This window comes from Streptomyces sp. NPDC051740, from assembly GCF_044453165.1.
In the GTDB taxonomy this organism is placed as follows: domain Bacteria; phylum Actinomycetota; class Actinomycetes; order Streptomycetales; family Streptomycetaceae; genus Streptomyces; species Streptomyces atrovirens.
Genome location: NZ_JBITCL010000011.1, coordinates 1 through 16,838, shown reverse-complemented (window position 1 = coordinate 16,838; position 16,838 = coordinate 1). Strand labels below are relative to the sequence as shown.

The 16,838-nt window shown below is 71.9% G+C and carries 19 protein-coding genes; 8 read left to right on the top strand and 11 right to left on the bottom strand.

Annotated elements, in window-relative coordinates:
- Positions 1-62 precede the first annotated feature (62 nt).
- Positions 63-422 carry an ArsR/SmtB family transcription factor gene (locus ACIA6T_RS19565; protein WP_399447734.1) on the bottom strand — a complete coding sequence of 120 codons (360 nt, stop codon included), beginning with the start codon at positions 420-422 and terminating at the stop codon, positions 63-65.
- A 61-nt stretch (positions 423-483) separates the two neighbouring features.
- Between ACIA6T_RS19565 and ACIA6T_RS19560 the strand changes: the two genes are divergently transcribed.
- Entirely contained in the window at positions 484-1,512 is a 1,029-nt protein-coding gene (locus tag ACIA6T_RS19560; RefSeq protein ID WP_399447733.1) for a cation diffusion facilitator family transporter, read from the top strand.
- A gap of 4 nt (positions 1,513-1,516) precedes the next feature.
- On the opposite strand, the gene ACIA6T_RS19555 is transcribed toward ACIA6T_RS19560, so the two are convergent.
- The 3 genes from ACIA6T_RS19555 to ACIA6T_RS19545 all read right to left on the bottom strand — a co-directional run bounded on the left by ACIA6T_RS19555 (position 1,517) and on the right by ACIA6T_RS19545 (position 3,577).
- Positions 1,517-2,074: a YbaK/EbsC family protein gene (locus ACIA6T_RS19555; RefSeq protein ID WP_399447732.1), complete on the bottom strand. Its 558-nt coding sequence runs from the start codon at positions 2,072-2,074 to the stop codon at positions 1,517-1,519.
- Between the two features lie 23 nt (positions 2,075-2,097).
- Entirely contained in the window at positions 2,098-2,670 is a 573-nt protein-coding gene (locus tag ACIA6T_RS19550; RefSeq protein ID WP_383462331.1) for a helix-turn-helix domain-containing protein, read from the bottom strand.
- Positions 2,671-2,779: 109 nt separating this feature from the next.
- The gene (locus tag ACIA6T_RS19545) at positions 2,780-3,577 is read right to left on the bottom strand and encodes an acyltransferase (RefSeq protein ID WP_399447731.1); all 798 of its coding nucleotides are present in this window, start codon (positions 3,575-3,577) and stop codon (positions 2,780-2,782) included.
- Positions 3,578-3,692: 115 nt separating this feature from the next.
- Between ACIA6T_RS19545 and ACIA6T_RS19540 the strand changes: the two genes are divergently transcribed.
- Positions 3,693-4,223 (top strand): gamma carbonic anhydrase family protein, encoded by a 531-nt coding sequence (locus ACIA6T_RS19540; RefSeq protein WP_399447730.1) that lies wholly within the window; start codon positions 3,693-3,695, stop codon positions 4,221-4,223.
- A 94-nt stretch (positions 4,224-4,317) separates the two neighbouring features.
- On the opposite strand, the gene ACIA6T_RS19535 is transcribed toward ACIA6T_RS19540, so the two are convergent.
- Together ACIA6T_RS19535 and ACIA6T_RS19530 are read right to left on the bottom strand one after the other, a co-directional pair.
- Positions 4,318-4,950, bottom strand: coding sequence for a DedA family protein (locus tag ACIA6T_RS19535; protein ID WP_399447729.1), 633 nt, complete (start codon positions 4,948-4,950; stop codon positions 4,318-4,320).
- A gap of 85 nt (positions 4,951-5,035) precedes the next feature.
- Entirely contained in the window at positions 5,036-5,473 is a 438-nt protein-coding gene (locus ACIA6T_RS19530) for a DUF4442 domain-containing protein (RefSeq protein WP_399447924.1), read from the bottom strand.
- 134 nt (positions 5,474-5,607) lie between these two features.
- On the opposite strand from ACIA6T_RS19530, the gene ACIA6T_RS19525 reads away from it, so the two are divergent.
- Positions 5,608-6,618: a hypothetical protein gene (locus ACIA6T_RS19525; protein ID WP_399447728.1), complete on the top strand. Its 1,011-nt coding sequence runs from the start codon at positions 5,608-5,610 to the stop codon at positions 6,616-6,618.
- Positions 6,619-6,678: 60 nt separating this feature from the next.
- Complete coding sequence (locus tag ACIA6T_RS19520; protein WP_399447727.1) at positions 6,679-7,977, top strand: MFS transporter; 1,299 nt, start codon at positions 6,679-6,681, stop codon at positions 7,975-7,977.
- A gap of 91 nt (positions 7,978-8,068) precedes the next feature.
- Here the strand turns inward: ACIA6T_RS19520 and ACIA6T_RS19515 are convergent, their stop codons facing one another.
- The 3 genes from ACIA6T_RS19515 to ACIA6T_RS19505 all read right to left on the bottom strand — a co-directional run bounded on the left by ACIA6T_RS19515 (position 8,069) and on the right by ACIA6T_RS19505 (position 11,214).
- Positions 8,069-8,914, bottom strand: coding sequence for a spermidine synthase (locus ACIA6T_RS19515; RefSeq protein WP_399447726.1), 846 nt, complete (start codon positions 8,912-8,914; stop codon positions 8,069-8,071).
- Between the two features lie 97 nt (positions 8,915-9,011).
- Entirely contained in the window at positions 9,012-10,181 is a 1,170-nt protein-coding gene (tuf, locus tag ACIA6T_RS19510) for an elongation factor Tu (protein ID WP_399447725.1), read from the bottom strand.
- A gap of 304 nt (positions 10,182-10,485) precedes the next feature.
- Positions 10,486-11,214, bottom strand: coding sequence for a DNA alkylation repair protein (locus ACIA6T_RS19505; RefSeq protein WP_399447724.1), 729 nt, complete (start codon positions 11,212-11,214; stop codon positions 10,486-10,488).
- 49 nt (positions 11,215-11,263) lie between these two features.
- Between ACIA6T_RS19505 and ACIA6T_RS19500 the strand changes: the two genes are divergently transcribed.
- Complete coding sequence (locus ACIA6T_RS19500; protein ID WP_399447723.1) at positions 11,264-12,040, top strand: TVP38/TMEM64 family protein; 777 nt, start codon at positions 11,264-11,266, stop codon at positions 12,038-12,040.
- A gap of 16 nt (positions 12,041-12,056) precedes the next feature.
- Here the strand turns inward: ACIA6T_RS19500 and ACIA6T_RS19495 are convergent, their stop codons facing one another.
- A complete protein-coding gene (locus tag ACIA6T_RS19495) occupies positions 12,057-13,226 on the bottom strand; it encodes a thiolase family protein (RefSeq protein ID WP_399447722.1) in 1,170 nt (389 codons plus the stop codon).
- A 115-nt stretch (positions 13,227-13,341) separates the two neighbouring features.
- On the opposite strand from ACIA6T_RS19495, the gene ACIA6T_RS19490 reads away from it, so the two are divergent.
- The 3 genes from ACIA6T_RS19490 to ACIA6T_RS19480 all read left to right on the top strand — a co-directional run bounded on the left by ACIA6T_RS19490 (position 13,342) and on the right by ACIA6T_RS19480 (position 16,374).
- Positions 13,342-13,812: a winged helix-turn-helix transcriptional regulator gene (locus ACIA6T_RS19490; protein WP_399447721.1), complete on the top strand. Its 471-nt coding sequence runs from the start codon at positions 13,342-13,344 to the stop codon at positions 13,810-13,812.
- 158 nt (positions 13,813-13,970) lie between these two features.
- Positions 13,971-14,846, top strand: a complete 876-nt coding sequence (locus ACIA6T_RS19485; protein ID WP_399447720.1) for an undecaprenyl-diphosphate phosphatase — start codon at positions 13,971-13,973, stop codon at positions 14,844-14,846.
- Positions 14,847-15,357: 511 nt separating this feature from the next.
- Positions 15,358-16,374: a hypothetical protein gene (locus tag ACIA6T_RS19480; protein WP_399447719.1), complete on the top strand. Its 1,017-nt coding sequence runs from the start codon at positions 15,358-15,360 to the stop codon at positions 16,372-16,374.
- 165 nt (positions 16,375-16,539) lie between these two features.
- Here the strand turns inward: ACIA6T_RS19480 and ACIA6T_RS19475 are convergent.
- On the bottom strand, positions 16,540-16,838 hold a 299-nt coding region (locus tag ACIA6T_RS19475; RefSeq protein WP_399447718.1), incomplete at its 5' end, for a transposase.

The following is a 16,838-nucleotide window of genomic DNA, read 5'->3' as shown; positions in this document are numbered from 1 at the left end:
GCGGGCGCCGGGCTCACCGTCGGCGACCTCCTGCACGCGATCGGCCCGAGGCCGCGGCCCCGTCAGTCGTGCGGCGGCCGGTCGCCGATCCGGTGGTCGGCCACGTTCAGCGCCTCGTCGACCAGCCGCCGCAGATGGCCGTCGCGCAGGGAGTAGACCACCCGGCGTCCCTCCTTGCGGGTGTCCACGAGACCCGCGAGCCGCAGCCGCGCCAGATGCTGGCTGACCGCCGGCCGGGCCGCGCCGCAGGCCTCGGTGAGTGTGGTGACATCGGCCTCGCCGCCGGTCAGGGCGTGCAGCAGGGTCAGCCGAGTGCGGTCGCCGAGCAGGGCGAGCAGCTCCGCCGCGAGCGCGAAGTGCTCCTCGCCGGGTGTGCGCGGGTGCGCGTCGTGCGCAGGTGACAGGTGCATGCGTGCGCTCATACGCACATAATGACGGTGTGGGCGCCGCCGCGTCCACCTCGCGCACCGGAAGGGGACGATCGTGAACGACCGCCACCACGGCCATGAGCACGAGCACCACCGCGCTTCGCCGCTCCACCGCCTCGCCCACCTCCTCACCCCGCACTCCCACGAGACGGCCGACAAAATCGACTCCGCGCTGGAGTCCTCGGCCCGGGGCATGCGCGCCCTGTGGGTCTCGCTCGCGGTGCTGGGCGTGACGGCGCTGGCGCAGGCGGCCGTGGTGGTCGTGTCGGGCTCGGTGGCGCTGCTCGGCGACACGGTGCACAACGCCGCGGACGCGCTGACCGCCGTACCGCTGGGCATCGCCTTCGTCCTGGGGCGGCGCGCCGCCACCCGCCGCTTCACCTACGGCTACGGGCGCGCGGAGGACCTGGCGGGCATCGCGATCGTGCTGACGATCGCCGCGTCCGCGGCCTTCGCCGGCTGGACGGCGTTCGACCGGCTGCTGGACCCGCGCCCGGTCGCGCACGTCCCGGTGGTCGCCGTCGCGGCGCTGGTCGGGTTCGCGGGCAACGAGTGGGTGGCCCGGTACCGCATCCGGGTCGGGCGTGGCATCGGTTCGGCCGCGCTGGTCGCCGACGGGCTGCACGCCCGTACGGACGGCTTCACCTCACTGGCGGTGCTGCTGGGCGCCGGCGGCTCGGCCCTGGGATGGCGGTACGCCGACCCGGTGGTGGGGCTGGCGATCACGGCGGCGATCGTGTTCGTGCTGCGGGACGCCGCGCGGGAGGTGTTCCGGCGGGTGATGGACGCCGTCGACCCCGCGCTGGTGGACCGGGCCGAGCGGGCCCTGACGGCGGTTCCGGGTGTGCGCGGGGTGGGTGAGCTGCGGCTGCGCTGGATCGGCCATCGGCTGCGCGCGGAGGTGGCGGTCGTGGTGGACGGCGAGGCGACGGTGCGCGAGGCCCATCGCGTCGCCGTCGAGGCCGAGCACGCGCTGCTGCACGCCGTCCCCCGGCTGACCGCGGCCCTGGTCCACGCCGACCCGGAACCGGTGCCCGGCGCGGCGGACCCGCACCTGCCGCTCGCCCACCACGCGGTGAGGTGACCCGTCAGGCCACACCCAGCCCTTCCAGTACGACCGCTCCGGGCAGCTCCGCGAACGCCTTGCCCGGCACCAGCAGCTTGCCGCGCCGCCGGCCGCTGCCGACGAGCACGTACGGCAGGTCCACGACGGCCGCGTCCACCAGCACCGGCCACTCGCCGGGCAGTCCGACCGGGGTGATGCCGCCGTACTCCATGCCGGTCTCCCCCGTGGCCGTGTCCGTCGGGGCGAAGGACGCCTTGCGGGCGCCGAGGTGACGCCGTACGACGCCGTTGACGTCGAGCCGGGTGGTGGACAGGACGACACAGGCGGCGAGCGTGGTCCCTCCGCCCCGCTTGCCCGCCACCACCACGCAGTTCGCCGACCGCTCCAGCAGGTCCCGGCCGTAGTGCTCGACGAAGACGGCGGTGTCCGCCCAGCGCGGGTCGGTGTCGACGTAGAGGATCTGGTCCGCGGGGACGCTGCCGCTCCAGGCGCGGACGGCGGCGGCGACCGGGGCGGTCAGTTCGTCGAGGCAGTCGGGGGTGGGGGTGGCGTGGTCGAAGTCTCCGATGGGTGCGCGCATGGCCGCACCGTAACAGGGGTGCCTCAGTGCACGGGCGGCACCGAGACCGTCATGATCATCTCCATCGGGGCATCGCCCCGGTTGCCGTACGTGTGCGGCGTGTTGGCCTCGAAGGAGGCACTGGCGCCGGCCGGCACCCGGTGCTCCGCTCCGTCGACGGTGAGGGTCAGTTCCCCGGACGTGACGTGGACGAGTTCGACCGTGCCGGCGGGGTGCGGGTCGGAGTCGCTGCTCTCGCCCGGCATGAGCCGCCAGTCCCACATCTCCAGCGGGCCGGGCGCCTCGGTGCCGGCGAGCAGCCGGCTGTAGCTGCCGCCCTCGGTGTGCCACAGCCGCACGGTCTGGTCGGCGGGGACGATCCGGACCTTCGGGCCCCGCTCGTAGTCGAGCAGGGTGGGGACGCTGACGCCGAGCGCGTCGCCGATCTTGACGACCGTGCCGATGCTCGGGTTGGTGCGGGCCTGTTCGATCTGGATGAGCATGCCGCGGCTGACACCGGCCCGCGCGGCGAGCGTGTCCAGTGTGAAGCCGCGCTCGGTGCGCCAGCGTCTGACGTTGCGCGCCAGGGACTGGGTCAGCAGGTCGAGGTCCGACACGTTCCGTCCAATTCGTCCGGCGTCATGGGCGACAGGGTTCCATGTGTCCGGCTCCCGCGGGGGTGAACCCGATCGTCCACCGCACTGTACTGCGACCGGAATGGGCCGCTCAGCCCTCGGGCTCCAGCTCCGCGAGCCGGACCACGTCCTCCTCGTCCAGTTCCGCGAGCCGCGCGACGCCCTCCTCGTCCAGCTCCGACAGCGCCCGCAACTGCTCCGGGGTGACGCCCTCCGGGATCGGTACGGGCGCCGGGGTGCGCAGCGGCGGCTGCCAGCCGTCGGCGGGGGTCCAGCGGCGTACGACACGGGCGGGGGCGCCCGCGACCACGGCGTGGTCGGGCACCGTGCCCCGGACCACCGCGCCCGCGGCCACCACCACGTTCCGCCCGACGCGCGCCCCCGGCAGGATCACCGCGCCGGTGCCGATCCAGCAGCCGGGGCCGATCTCCACCGGCTCCATCCGCGGCCACTGCCTGCCGATGGGCTCGTGCGGATCGTCGTAGGAGTGATTGGTGGAGGTGACGTAGACGTACGGCCCGAAGTAGCAGTCGCTGCCGATGGTGACCGTCGTGTCGGCGATGACATGGCTGCCGCGGCCCAGCACGACCCCGTCGCCGATGCGCAGGATCGGCTCGGGGCCGAGGTCGAGGCCGGGCATCAGGCCGGCGGTGAGGGTGACCTGCTCGCCGACGATGCAGTGCGCGCCGATCCGGATCCAGGGCTCGCCGAAGACCGTGCCGAGCGGGAAGGCGAGCCTGGTACCTGTTCCCATCGCCCCGAAACGGAAGCGGCCGGGGTGCTCGGCGGTCACCGAGCCCGTGCGCTGCACCCAGGCCCAGCCCGCGTGGACCACGCGCTGGGCGAGGCGGCGCGGCCGGGACGAGAACGTGTTCTTGCGCTTCGGCACCCGCTCACCGTAGTCGGCGGGCGGCTCACCGACGGGCCGGTGGCCCTGTGATCTTCACCCTACCGGGTTGGCGTACGGTGCGGGGTGTCTACGACGTCGTGTGGAGGAGAGGCCGATGACGCACCGCGCGCTGATCACGGGTATCGGAGGCAGGGAGCCGAAGGTGGACGGGGACGCCTTCGTGGCACCCACGGCCTCGGTGATCGGGGACGTGACGCTGCACGCGGGGGCGAGCGTCTGGTACGGGGCGGTGCTGCGCGGTGACGTGGAGCGGATCTCCGTCGGGGCGAGCAGCAATGTGCAGGACAACTGCACGTTGCACGCCGATCCGGGGTTTCCGGTCAGCGTGGGTGAGCGGGTGTCGATCGGGCACAACGCCGTGGTGCACGGGGCGACCGTCGAGGACGACTGTCTGATCGGGATGGGGGCGACAGTGCTGAACGGCGCCGTGATCGGCGCGGGGTCCCTTGTCGCCGCGCAGGCGTTGGTGCCGCAGGGGATGCGGGTGCCGGCGGGGTCGTTGGTGGCGGGGGTGCCGGCGAAGGTCCGGCGGGAGCTGACCTCCGAGGAGCGGGAGGGGCTCACGCTCAACGGGACGATGTATGCGGAGTTGGCGAAGGTTCACCGGGAAGAGCACGGGGCGTGACGGTCGTGGGCGGTCTGCGGGTCGACCGTGGTTTCTCCCGCCCACGCGGCGGAGCCGCAGGTCGGCACGGCCCCGCGCCCCTGAGGACCGCGCTTCAGTCGCCCGCGATGGCGGGCTCGGGGGTTGTCGCCCTCTTCGCCTTGCGCTTCAGCACCAGCATCGATGTCGCGCCGATCAGTACCGCCAGTACCAGGCCCAGCCAGGAGAAGCGCTTCAGCCAGGACTCGGCGACGATGCCCACGTAGTAGATGACGGCGGTGGTGCCGCCCGCCCAGACGATGCCGCCGAGGACGTTGGCGATCAGGAACTTCCAGTACGGCATCCGCAGCACGCCCGCGAGCGGGCCGGCGAAGATGCGCAGCAGGGCCACGAAGCGGCCGAAGAAGACGGCCCACATGCCCCACTTCTTGAAGGAGCGCTCGGCGGCCGCGATGTGCCCCTCGCTGAAGTGGCGGGGGAACTTGGCGCCCAGCCAGGCCAGCAGTGGCCGTCCGCCCTTGCGGCCGATGGCGTAGCCGATCGAGTCGCCGATGATCGCGCCGGCGGTGGCGCAGGCGCCGAGGACCACCGGGTCGATGTCGCCGTGCTGGGAGGCGAGCAGCGCGGAGGAGACCAGGATGATCTCGCCCGGCAGCGGGATGCCCAGGCTCTCCAGCCCGATGACCAGCCCCACCAGGGCGTACACGGCGACCGCGGGTACGGTCTCGAGCCACTCCTGCACGTGCAACGCCCCGTCCTCCCGGTCCGCCGTTCGTGCGCCGGGACCGGCGCACGAACGGGAAGCCTACCGGGCCCCGCCGGTGTGCCGGTGGTCAGCCGTTGGGGCGCAGGGTCCAGACGACGGTCATCTCGCCGGTGACGGCGCCGTCCTCGCGGCGGATGGCGATCGAGACCGGGAACTCGGGGCGCACGCCCTCGTCGAGTTCGGCGACGACCTCGGCGGCCGGGCGGCCGAGGGTCGCGGTGGCGGTGACCGGGCCCATGGCCAGCTTCCTGTAGGCGATCTCGGCGCTGACGGCCAGCGGCACGGCCCGCGCGAGCTGGTCCCCGAACGCGGCGAGCACGATCGCGCCGCTCGCCGACTCACCGAGGGTGAACATCGCACCGGCGTGCGGACCGCCCACGTGGTTGTGGTAGTCGGCCTGGTCCGGCAGGGCCACCACGGCCCGCTCGGGCGTGGTCTCCAGGAACTGGAGGTTGAGGGTCCGGGCCATGGGCACCGTGGCGGCGAGCATCTCGCCGATGGACATCTGGTCTGCGCTCATGGCCGCAGGTTACCCACGAGTAGCCTCAACTCGCCATGCCGCGCGGCATCCGGTTCGCTACGTCCCCGTCAAAGGGCGGTGACCCAATCGTGTCCCTGGCACGGCTAGGGTTGCTGCCCATGTGGCCAGGACAGCAGCCGCCCGGGGGCGAGCAGAACCCGCAGTCGAACAACCCGTACCAGCAGCCGGGGTACCAACAGCCGAATCCGTACCAGCAGCCCGGCTACCAGCAGCCGAACCCGTACCAGCAGCAGTCCGACTGGGGGGCGCAGACCGTGGCGGGCGGACCGCAGCCACCGCAGGGCGGGGGCGGCGGGAACCGGACGAAGCTGGTGGCGATCGTGGCGGCGACGGCCGTGGTGGTGGCCGCCGGTGTCACCGGGTTCCTGGTGCTCGGCGGCGACAAGGACGACGAGGCCGACGGCAAGAAGGACGCCAAGCCGACCGCGACGGCGACCAAGGACACCTCCGCCGAACCGAGCGCCTCCGCCTCGGACGACAACCCGCGCGGCGGCGAGGGGGAGAAGGCGACCGTTCCGGGCTGGCAGGTCGTCGTCAACACCCGCTTCGGCACCAAGTTCGACGTCCCGGCCGACTGGGAGATCGAGACGCCCGGCACCAGCGTGGGCTTCGAGTGGGAGAAGGAGGACGGTGAGCTGGACCGCACCACCGTCACCGCCCCCGCCTATCTGAAGTCCGAGTGGTGCACGAGCGACGACAACAAGGACGGCCGCGAGGAGAACACCTCCCTCGCCACCGCCGGTACCCGCGGCGAGAACGGCGCCAAGGACACGGACATGGCGGCCGAGACCCGGGTGCCGTGGTGGGTCTACGGCGGGTACACGCAGCCCGACAAGAAGAGCATCAAGTACGAGAAGCCGAAGGCGTACACCACGGCGTCCGGCATCAAGGGCAGCGTGGCCACGGCGCACTCGGAGAACACGCCGCAGAACGGCAAGTGCGACAGCGACGGCAAGGCGATCACGTTCGCCTTCAAGAACGGCGCCGGGGACTTCGTCACCTGGAACCTGTACGGCGCCAAGGGCGTCAAGGACGAGATCCCGGACGCGACCGTGCAGAAGATCCTCAGCACGGTGCGTCTGACGGAGGACGGGCCGCAGGGGTCGTAGCAGGTCGGGAGGGCGGCGGCCCATTTGGCAAGTCGGCCCCGGCCCGGCGATAGTCACGGGGTGCCGACCACCGTCATCCGCCGCCGTCCCGCCTGGGCCGGCCGCAACTACTCCCTGCTGACCGCCGCCGCCGTGGTGACCAACCTGGGCAGTCACGGCGCGCTGATCGCCGCCGCGTTCGCCGTGCTGGGCACGGGCGGCGACGGCGGCGACGTGGGTCTGGTGGCCGCCGCCCGCACCCTGCCGCTGGTGCTGTTCCTGCTGATCGGCGGTGCCGTCGCGGACCGGCTGCCGCGGCACCGGGTGATGGTCGCGGCCAACGCCCTGAACTGTGTCTCGCAGGCCGCGTTCGCGGCGCTGGTCCTGGCGGGCGAGGCGGAGCTGTGGCAGATGATGCTGCTCAGCGCGCTCGGCGGTACCGGTCAGGCGTTCTTCAACCCGGCCGCCGAGGGCATGCTGCTGTCCTCCGTCGAGGGCGAGCAGGCCGGCCGGGCGTTCGCGGTGTTCCGGATGGCGATGCACGGAGCGACGCTCGGCGGGGCCGCGCTGGGCGGCGCCATGGTCGCCGCGATCGGGCCCGGCTGGGTGCTGGCGGCGGACGCGGCGGCCTTCGCGGTCGCGGCGGCGCTGCGGGCGTTCCTCGATGTGAAGCACATACCGCCGCGCGCCCCCGGCGGCGGCATGCTCGCCGATCTGAAGGAGGGCTGGCGGGAGTTCATCGGCCGGCCCTGGCTGTGGGGCATCGTCGTCCAGTTCTCCGTCGCCAACGCGGTCGTCGGCGCGGCCGACGCGGTCTACGGGCCGCTCGTCGCCCGGGACCATCTGGGCGGCGCCGGTCCGTGGGGCGTGGCGCTGGCGTTCTTCGGCGGGGGCACGGTGGTGGGCGCGCTGCTGATGACCCGCTGGCAGCCGCGCCGTCTGCTGTTCGTCGGCACCCTGTGCGTGTTCCCGCTGGCCCTGCCGTCCGCCGCGCTCGCCGTGCCGGCGCCGGTCGCCGTGCTGTGCGCGGTGATGTTCGTGACCGGCGTGTCGCTGGAGGTGTTCGGCGTCTCCTGGATGACCGCGCTGCACCAGGAGATACCGGAGGAGAAGCTGTCCCGGGTCTCGGCGTACGACTGGTTCGGCTCGGTCGCGCTGGTGCCGACGGCGATGGCCCTGGCGGGCCCGGCGGAGACGGCCTTCGGCCGCCCGGAGGCGCTGTGGGGGTGCGCCGCGCTGGTCGTGGTCGTCACGGCGGCGGTGCTGTGCGTCCCGGACGTACGGAACCTGCGCCGCCGAACCCTCCGGGTCACCGGCGCGGCCCCGGACACGGACACCGCGCCGGCCGACACCGAACGCCCCGTCGGCGGGCTCGGATGACGGGCGCGCACCACGCCGGCCGACACCGGACGCTCATCGACGGGCCCCGGTGACGGCGTGCGCCGCGCGCGGGATCGGTACGGGCGCCGGGTCAGCCGATGCCGAACGCCCCCTCCGGAGGTTCCGGGGACGGTACGGCGTCCTCGTCGCGCACCGGACGCGCACCGCGTGTGAAGTCCCGCAGGGCCGCGCCGTGTTCGACCCGCGCGGGGAAGGCGTCGGCGGCGGTGGCGCGGGACAGGCCGGCGATGTCCAGGGGGCGGTGGGCGGCGGCCAGGACCGCGTTGCCGAAGCGGCGGCCACGCAGCACTCCCGGCTCGGCGATCAGCGCCAGCTCCTCGAACCGCGTTCCCAGGGTGGCGAGTTGGGAGCGGAGGAAGGCGAACGGGGCCGCGTCCGCGAGGTTGGCGAGATAGACCCCGCCGGGCCGCAGGACGCGGGCGGCCTCCCGCGCGTAGGCGACGGACGTCAGGTGCGCCGGGACCCGTGAGCCGCCGAAGACGTCGGCGACCAGGACGTCCGCGCTGTCGTCGGGGGCCGACTCCAGCCAGGCGCGGGCGTCCGCCGCGTGCAGGGTGACATCGGCGTCGACGGGGAGGGGCAGGTGCTCGGCGACCAGTTCCAGCAGCCCCCGGTCGAACTCCACGACGTGCTGCCGGGAGCCGGGGCGGGTGGCGGCCAGGTAGCGGGGCAGGGCGAGCGCGCCGCCGCCGAGGTGCAGGGCGTCCAGGGGGCGCCCCGGCTCACCCACGGTGTCGAGGACGTGCCCGAGCCGACGCGCGTACTCGAACTCCAGATGCGTCGGCTCGTCGAGGTCGACGTACGACTGCGGTGCCCCGTCGACGGTCAGCAGCCAGGCCCGCTCCCGGTCCACGTCGGGCATGAGTTTCGCGGTGCCGTGGTCGGTGACGCGGCTGACGGGTATGGCTTCGTTCACCCCCTCATTGTGCGGGCGGCCGACGCCGGCGGAGGCGCGGGGCACCGCGCGACCGGTCACGCACCGGCCGGCAGTCCCCCGCGCACGGGCACCGCCCTCACCCGACGGCGGTCACGGTCCCCGCCCCCACGGTGCGGCCGCCCTCACGGACGGCGAACCCGAGCCCGGACTCCAGGGGCACGTCCCGTCCCAGTTCGACGGTCATCGTGACCGTGTCCCCGGGCCGCGCCACCGCCGCCTCGCCGAGGTCGACGTCACCCACGACGTCCGCCGTGCGGATGTAGAACTGCGGGCGGTACCCGGTCGACACCGGTGTCGTACGGCCGCCCTCGCGGGCCGACAGCACGTACACCCGCGCGGTGAAACGCCGGCTCGGCACCACGCTGCCCGGCGCGGCCACCACGTGCCCGCGCCGCACCGCGTCGCGCGGCACCCCGCGCAGCAGCAGCGCCACGTTGTCACCGGCCTGCGCCTCCTCCATGGGCTTGCCGAAGGTCTCCAGACCGGTCACCACGGTCTCCACCCCGGCGCCGAGCACCTCGACCCGGTCGCCGACGCGGACCGTGCCGCGCTCCACCGCGCCGGTCACGACGGTGCCCCGGCCGGTGATGGTGAGCACGTTCTCCACCGGCAGCAGGAACGGCGCGTCCAGGTACCGCTCGGGCATGGGCACATACGTGTCCACCGCGTCGAGCAGCGCGTCGATCGACGCCGTCCAGCGCGGGTCGCCCTCCAGCGCCTTCAGCCCGGAGACCCGTACGACGGGCGCGGACTCCCCGCCGTAACCGTGCGCGGAGAGCAGGTCGCGGACCTCCAGCTCGACCAGGTCGGTGAGCTCCTCGTCGCCCGCGTCGGCCTTGTTGATCGCCACGACGATGTGGTCCACGCCCACCTGCCGGGCGAGCAGCACGTGCTCGGCGGTCTGCGGCATGATCCCGTCGAGCGCGGAGACGACGAGGATCGCCCCGTCGAGCTGCGCGGCGCCGGTGACCATGTTCTTGACGTAGTCGGCGTGGCCGGGCATGTCGACGTGGGCGTAGTGCCGGGTGTCGGTCTCGTACTCGACGTGCGCGATGTTGATGGTGATGCCGCGCGCGGCCTCCTCCGGCGCCCGGTCGATGCGGTCGAACGGGACGAAACTGCCGGAGCCGCGCTCGGCGAGGACCTTGGTGATGGCGGCGGTCAGGGTGGTCTTGCCGTGGTCGACATGGCCCATCGTGCCGATGTTCAGATGCGGTTTGGTGCGGACGTACGCCGTCTTGGACATGGCGGTACCTCGAAGCCTCTCGGTGATGACGCGCGGTGACGCGTGACGGCCCCGGGCGCGGCGGATCGGCGCGCGGCCGGGACGGGGACCCCAGGAACCTGGCCGACCCTCCCCCTGGGGGGTCCGCCGGACGATCCGGGGAGGGTCAGCTTCGGGCGCCGTCGACTGCGGCGAGGAAGGTGGGAACGGCAGCCTTCGGGGCATCCGCGACCGCGGATGCTGCGAGGTGGAAGGCGTACCGGAACATGGCGTCGATCCTTGCCGACGGTCCGCCCCGCGTCGAATGGTTTTCCGCGCCGGGCCGCTACGCGCCGATGTTCTTCAGCGCCTCCCGTACCGACAGCGGCGCGAACCGTCCCTGTTCGCGCGCCAGGAAGGCCCGTACGGCGTCGGGGTCGGTCCTGGCGTACTCGCGCAGGCACCAGCCGATGGCCTTGCGGATGAAGAAGTCCTGGTGTCCGGAGCGGCGCAGGCAGTGGTCGAAGAGGCGCGCGGTGTCGGTGCGTTCCCTGTAGCGCAGTTGGTGGAGCAGCGCGGTGCGGCCGAGCCACAGGTCGTCGTCACCGATCCACTCGTCCATCTCGGCGGTGAGGCTCCGGTCGGCGGCGACCAGCGCCCCGACGACGTGCGCGGCGAGCGGGTCGACGGTGTCCCACCAGGGGACCGTGGTGACGAGGTGCCGGGCGACGGGCAGGAGGCCGGAGGAGCAGTGCCGTACGTGGCGGCGCAGGTAGTCCACGGCGAAGTACTGGTACTCGCGCTCGGGCAGCTCCCAGCAGCGCAGGGCGACGGCCGCGCAGTCGGCCTCGTCGGGGCGGGGCAGCCCTTCCACGACGGTGCGGGACAGGGCGCGGCGGGCCGGGGCGGTCAGGCCGAGGAAGGGGGCGACGTCCTTCATGTAGGCGCGCATCGCCACGGCCCGCTCCGGATCGGCCGCGGGCCCGTACGTGGCGGTGAGCCGTTCCAGCACGGTGTCGGCGAGCGGACTGCCCGGCACACGCGGTGCCGCCGTACCGTCCTCTGTGACGCGCATGAGACGAACACTACGGCGATCACACACATATGTCGGTTAGTGTCACCGGATGCTCGATGCCACCACCCGCTCTGGGGGCACCGCCGCCACGGCCTCTCCCCGGGCCACCGCCACGGACCTCGCGGTACCGCTCCCGCCGGCCACCGCCACGGGATTCGCCGCCCGCTGCGCCAGAATCCTGCTGTCGCCGTGGTCACGGCTGTCCCTGCTGGTCGCCCTGCTCCTCACCGCCGCGTCGCTGGTGCTCGCGTTCGAGCCACAGCGGCTGCTGACCGACGGCTGGCCCGCACAGCTCGGCGGGGCCGCGGCGGTCGTGGCGTACGCGGTGGCCTACGGGGTGTGCACGGTGGCGTTCGTGCCGCGCCCGCTGCTGAACCTCGCCGCGGGCGCGCTGTTCGGCTCCCAGCTCGGCCTGGGCGCGGCGCTGGGCGGCACGGTGCTGGGCGCCGGGCTGGCCTTCTGCCTGGGGCGGGCGCTCGGCCAGGAGGCGCTCCGTCCACTGCTGCGCGGACGCTGGCTGAAGGCCGCGGACGAGCAGCTCAGCCGGCACGGCTTCCGCTCGATGCTGGCGGCCCGGCTGTTCCCGGGCATCCCGTTCGCCGCCTCGAACTACTGCGCCGCCGTCTCCCGCATGGGCCTGCTGCCGTTCCTGCTGGCGACGGCGCTCGGGTCGGTCCCGAACACCGCCGCCTACGTGGTGGCCGGCGCCCGCGCGTCGACGCCGACGTCCCCGGCCTTCCTGATCGCGCTGGCCTGCATCGCCGTACCGGGCCTGGCGGGCGCGGTGGTGGCGTGGCGCAAGCGGCACCGGTTGCGCGGACGGTGAGTCGGCCGGCGGTACGTCAGACCCGCTCCAGGACCATCGCGTTGGCGAGTCCGCCGGCCTCGCACATGGTCTGCAGGGCGTAGCGGGCGCCGCGTTCGCGCATCGCGTGGACCAGGGTCGTTGTCAGCCGGGTGCCGCTGGCGCCGAGCGGATGGCCGAGGGCGAGGGCGCCGCCGTGCACGTTGACCCGGGCCAGGTCGGCGCCGGTCTCCTGCTGCCAGGCCAGGACCACACTGGAGAACGCCTCGTTCACCTCGAACAGGTCGATGTCGTCGAGCGACAGGGAGGCGCGGCGCAGCACCTTCTCGGTGGCCGGGACGACACCGGTGAGCATCAGCAGCGGATCGGATCCGGTGACGGCGAAGCTGTGCAGCCGGGCCAGCGGGCGCAGTCCGAGGCGGGCGGCGGTCTCGCTCGACGTGATGAGGACGGCGGAGGCGCCGTCGTTGACCGGGCTGGCGTTGCCCGCGGTGACGTTCCACTCGATCTGCGGGAAGCGCTCGGCGAAGACCGGGTCGTGGTAGGCGGGACGCAGGCCGGCCAGGGTCTCGGTGGTGCTGTCCGGCCGTACGCACTCGTCGCGCGTGACGCCGTCGAGCGGTGCGGCCTCGGCGTCGAACAGCCCGGTGCTCCAGGCCCCGGCGGCCTTGCGGTGCGAGGAGACGGCGAAGGCGTCCATCTGCTCGCGGGTGATCGACCACTTGGCGGCGATGAGTTCGGCGCCGATGCCCTGCGGGACGAGCCCTTCCGGGTAGCGCTCGGCGACTCCGGGACCGAAGGGGTCCTTGCCCGCGGGCACGTTGGACCACATCGGCACCCGGCTCATGGACTCCACGCCGCAGGCGACGACGAGGTCGTACGCGCCGGACATGACCCCTTGCGCCGCGAAGTGCACGGCCTGCTGGGAGGAGCCGCACTGGCGGTCCACGGTGGTGGCCGGGACGGACTCGGGCAGGCCGGCGGACAGGACGGCGTAGCGGGTGGTGTTCATGGCCTGCTCGCCGACCTGGTCGACGGTGCCGCCGATGACGTCGTCGATCAGCGCGGGGTCCACACCGGAGCGCTCGACGAGGGTGCGCAGGGTGTGGGCGAGGAGTTCGACGGGGTGGACGTGGGCGAGGGCGCCCTGCGGCCTGCCCTTGCCGATGGGGGTGCGTACGGCTTCGACGACGACTGCGTCACGCATGGTGCGGGCCTCCTTGGCCGGGACCGGTTCAGGACGACGTACCAGTGAGTAGGAAATCCGAACTCACCATAGCCCTGTGAGTTGGAAAAACAAACCCTCCTCTAGACTCGGCCGCATGGCCGCCTCCAAAGACCCGCGTCCCTGCTCGATCGCCGACACGCTCGCGCTGGTCGGCGAGAAGTACTCCCTGCTCGTCCTGCGCGAGGTGTGCCTGGGCAACGGCCGCTTCGACCAGCTGGTGCGCAACATCGGCGCTCCGCGCGACATCCTGGCCGCCCGGCTGCGGCGGCTGGTCGACGCCGGGATCCTGGCCAAGCACCCCTACAGCGAGCGCCCGCAGCGCTTCGAGTACCGGCCCACCCAGGCGGGGCTGGAACTGGAGCCCGTCCTGCTGACCCTCAAGGAGTGGGGCGACCGCCATCTGCACCGGGACGGCGACCTGCCCATGGTGCTCGAGCACGTCTGCGGCAGCGAATTCGTCCCGGTCGTCACCTGCCGGGCCTGTGGCGACGAGGCGCGTCACGAGGACCTGACCTCGCATCCGCAGGCGCCGGGGTGGACGGTGGGCGGCCCCACGGCGGCCTGAGCCGTCGCCTTCCGTCAGGGGCGGGGCCGTGAAGCCCCTGTGTCGGGGCTGTTCATCTTGGGGCGCTACGCTTCCCCCTCGGCGCCCCTGGTCACCGCTCACGGCGGTGCGGTGCGCCGTCGCCCGTCCCACGATCGGCACTTGGACTCCGTTACCTCATGTCTTGGTTCGAATCACTCATCCTCGGACTCGTCCAGGGGCTGACCGAGTTCCTGCCCGTCTCCTCCAGCGCGCACCTGCGGCTGACCGCGGCCTTCTCCGGCTGGGAGGACCCGGGCGCGGCCTTCACCGCGATCACCCAGATCGGCACGGAGACCGCGGTCCTGATCTACTTCCGCAAGGACATCGGGCGGATCCTGTCGGCCTGGACCCGCTCGCTGACGAACAAGGAGATGCGCCGCGACCAGGACGCGCGCATGGGCTGGCTCGTCATCGTCGGCTCGATCCCGATCGGCGTGCTCGGGGTGACGCTCAAGGACCAGATCGAGGGGCCGTTCCGTGATCTGCGGCTCACCGCGACGATGCTGATCGGCATGGGCATCGTGCTCGGCGTCGCCGACCGCCTCGCGGCGCGGAGCGAGAGCGGCGGCCGGCACCGTGTGGCCAAGCAGCGCAAGGAACTCAAGGATCTGAGCGTCAAGGACGGCCTGATCTACGGCATCTGCCAGGCCATGGCCCTCATCCCGGGTGTCTCCCGCTCCGGCGCCACCATCAGCGGCGGTCTGTTCATGGGCTACCGGCGCGAGGCCGCGGCCCGCTACTCCTTCCTGCTCGCCGTCCCCGCGGTGCTGGCCTCCGGGGCGTTCGAGCTGAAGGACGCCGCGGAGGGCGGGCACGTCTCCTGGGGCCCGACGCTCTTCGCGACGGTGATCGCCTTCGCCGTCGGGTACGCGGTGATCGCCTGGTTCATGAAGTTCATCTCGACCAAGAGCTTCATGCCCTTCGTCTGGTACCGCATCGCCCTCGGCATAGTGGTGATTATGCTGGTCAGCATGGGTGCGCTGAGCCCGCACGCGGGCGAATCCGGCGGCTGAACCAGGGCCGCGCAGGTAGCGCTATCTAGCATTTCCTAGCGCCTGATTGCAGCACCACGCCATGATCATCTCCCACTTGTCTCCCACCTGGGAGGCGGGACGCACTCCCCCTAGGGCGTGTGCGTCCGCAAAGCAGGGATGACACGGAAGGGCCCGCACGGCAAGCCGTGCGGGCCCTTCCGTACAGAGGGTGGAGTGGGTCAGCTGAGGTTCATGTCCGGCCCAGGCCGCGACCCTCGCCAGGCGGAAACGCAGCCGCTCATCCACCGTGCCCCAGGTAGCACCGGTGAGGTCGTCCAGCGCGGCGGCCGTGGAAGCCGACGGGTTCGCGGATTCCTGAGGCCCTGTCGCGCCGAACTCGGAGGTGTCGGAGCTCTTCAGGGCGAAGAGACCGGCGGGTTCCCGTTTTCAAGATGGAGATATACCAGCTGATCCACTCGTTGCCGGACGGGCTTCGCGCAACGGGAAAAGTCCGATGCATCAGGCGATTGGGCGACCTAGCATCGCGGGCATGGCAACACCCCTTCCGCTGATGGTCTATCTCGACCTGAACCACTGGTATGCCCTCGGAGACGCACTCGCGGGCAACCCGCAGAACCCCGACCACGTCACGGCTCTGAAGCAGTTCCAGGGCCATGTCGAGCGGGGAGAGGTCATATTTCCCCTCTCGACCGTGCACTACATGGAGTTGACCGAGAATCCCCGCGACGCTCACCGCGAGCGGGCGGCGGACGCGATGGCCTTGTTGTCCAGGTTCGTGACCATGGCACCCAGGTCTAAGATCGTCGATGAGGAACTGGCGCTGGAGCTCAACCGCCGGCTCGGCCGCCCCGCCTTCCCCAAGAAGGTGACGAAATTCGGTATCGGCGTGGGGTTCGCGTTCGGCGAGGCCAAGCGGATGGTGCTGAACGGAATCACGGAGGAGAACCGCCAAGAGCTGGAGACCCGCCTGGGGATGTCAGTGTCGGAGTTCGAGGCCTCGGCGAACGCGACCACCGAGTACTGGGTCCTGAGGGGGCCACCCGGGACTCTTCGGTCCGCGATCCCGGATTATGACCCCTATGCGGCCCGGCGCGTCGCGGACGATCAGCTCGCCAGTTTCAGCGTCATGATCAACACACTGCGCACCGTCCCGGAAATCGCTAAGCGATCGATGGACGCCATCGTCGCCCGCCAGCTCAGCTTCGACATCATCGACAACTACACCCGTGCGCTCATGAGCGCCGGCTTCGTGAAGCAGGGTCCGTTTCACAGCCGGGACGATCTCACGAGTTTCCTGATGGCACTTCCGTCCCGCAAGGTCGTCACGATGATGCACTTCCACTATCTCAAGGACGTGCACCGGAACTGGACGATCAACGATCTGCGCGACATAGCCGCGCTGTCGATCGCGATTCCGTACTGCGACGTGGTCGTCACGGATAAGAAGGCGTGGGACACCGCGGTCAACCGTGCCCATCTCGACAAGGAGTTCAACACTCCGATCTTCAGCAGCCTCACCGACCTCGCGAAGCACCTGACAGTCTGATCGTCCTGTGTTCTCCGGCGGCATGCCGCCGGAGACCAGCGCTGGTCAGGCCTGTGTTGGGTCCTGTTTAAAGCGGTGCGGATGATGAGCCGCTTGGAGATACTTCATTGCGGTTGCATCGCCGAAGCCCCGCGCAGGTCGTGCCCCGTGGTGTGGTGTAGGCGATCATTCGTCGGTGGCGGGCAGCAGGGTGGTCTTGTCTGGATAGAGGCTGTCCATGCTCTCGTTGGAGAGGTAGCGGCGGGGGAAGGCGATCCACTCGTCGTGCATCTCGATCAGGACGGCGGTGGCGAGGCGTTCGACGGCGGCATCGTTGGGGAAGACCTGGACGACGTCGGCCCGGCGTTTGACCTCACGATTTAAGCGCTCCAGCGGGTTGGTCGACTGGATCTTCTTCCAGTGCTGGTGGGGGAAGTCGGCGAAGGCTGTCAGCTCTTCCTTGGCGTCCAGGAGCATCTCCTTCA

Excerpts from the sequence above, each read along its gene's own strand:
- ACIA6T_RS19565 (WP_399447734.1), bottom strand. The coding sequence starts at position 422 with ATGAGCGCACGCATGCACCTGTCACCTGCGCACGACGCGCACCCGCGC.
- ACIA6T_RS19555 (WP_399447732.1), bottom strand. The coding sequence starts at position 2,074 with ATGCGCGCACCCATCGGAGACTTCGACCACGCCACCCCCACCCCCGAC.
- ACIA6T_RS19540 (WP_399447730.1), top strand. The coding sequence starts at position 3,693 with ATGACGCACCGCGCGCTGATCACGGGTATCGGAGGCAGGGAGCCGAAG.
- ACIA6T_RS19530 (WP_399447924.1), bottom strand. The coding sequence starts at position 5,473 with ATGTCCATCGGCGAGATGCTCGCCGCCACGGTGCCCATGGCCCGGACC.
- ACIA6T_RS19525 (WP_399447728.1), top strand. The coding sequence starts at position 5,608 with ATGTGGCCAGGACAGCAGCCGCCCGGGGGCGAGCAGAACCCGCAGTCG.
- tuf (WP_399447725.1), bottom strand. The coding sequence starts at position 10,181 with ATGTCCAAGACGGCGTACGTCCGCACCAAACCGCATCTGAACATCGGC.
- ACIA6T_RS19505 (WP_399447724.1), bottom strand. The coding sequence starts at position 11,214 with ATGCGCGTCACAGAGGACGGTACGGCGGCACCGCGTGTGCCGGGCAGT.
- ACIA6T_RS19500 (WP_399447723.1), top strand. The coding sequence starts at position 11,264 with ATGCTCGATGCCACCACCCGCTCTGGGGGCACCGCCGCCACGGCCTCT.
- ACIA6T_RS19495 (WP_399447722.1), bottom strand. The coding sequence starts at position 13,226 with ATGCGTGACGCAGTCGTCGTCGAAGCCGTACGCACCCCCATCGGCAAG.
- ACIA6T_RS19490 (WP_399447721.1), top strand. The coding sequence starts at position 13,342 with ATGGCCGCCTCCAAAGACCCGCGTCCCTGCTCGATCGCCGACACGCTC.
- ACIA6T_RS19485 (WP_399447720.1), top strand. The coding sequence starts at position 13,971 with ATGTCTTGGTTCGAATCACTCATCCTCGGACTCGTCCAGGGGCTGACC.
- ACIA6T_RS19480 (WP_399447719.1), top strand. The coding sequence starts at position 15,358 with ATGGCAACACCCCTTCCGCTGATGGTCTATCTCGACCTGAACCACTGG.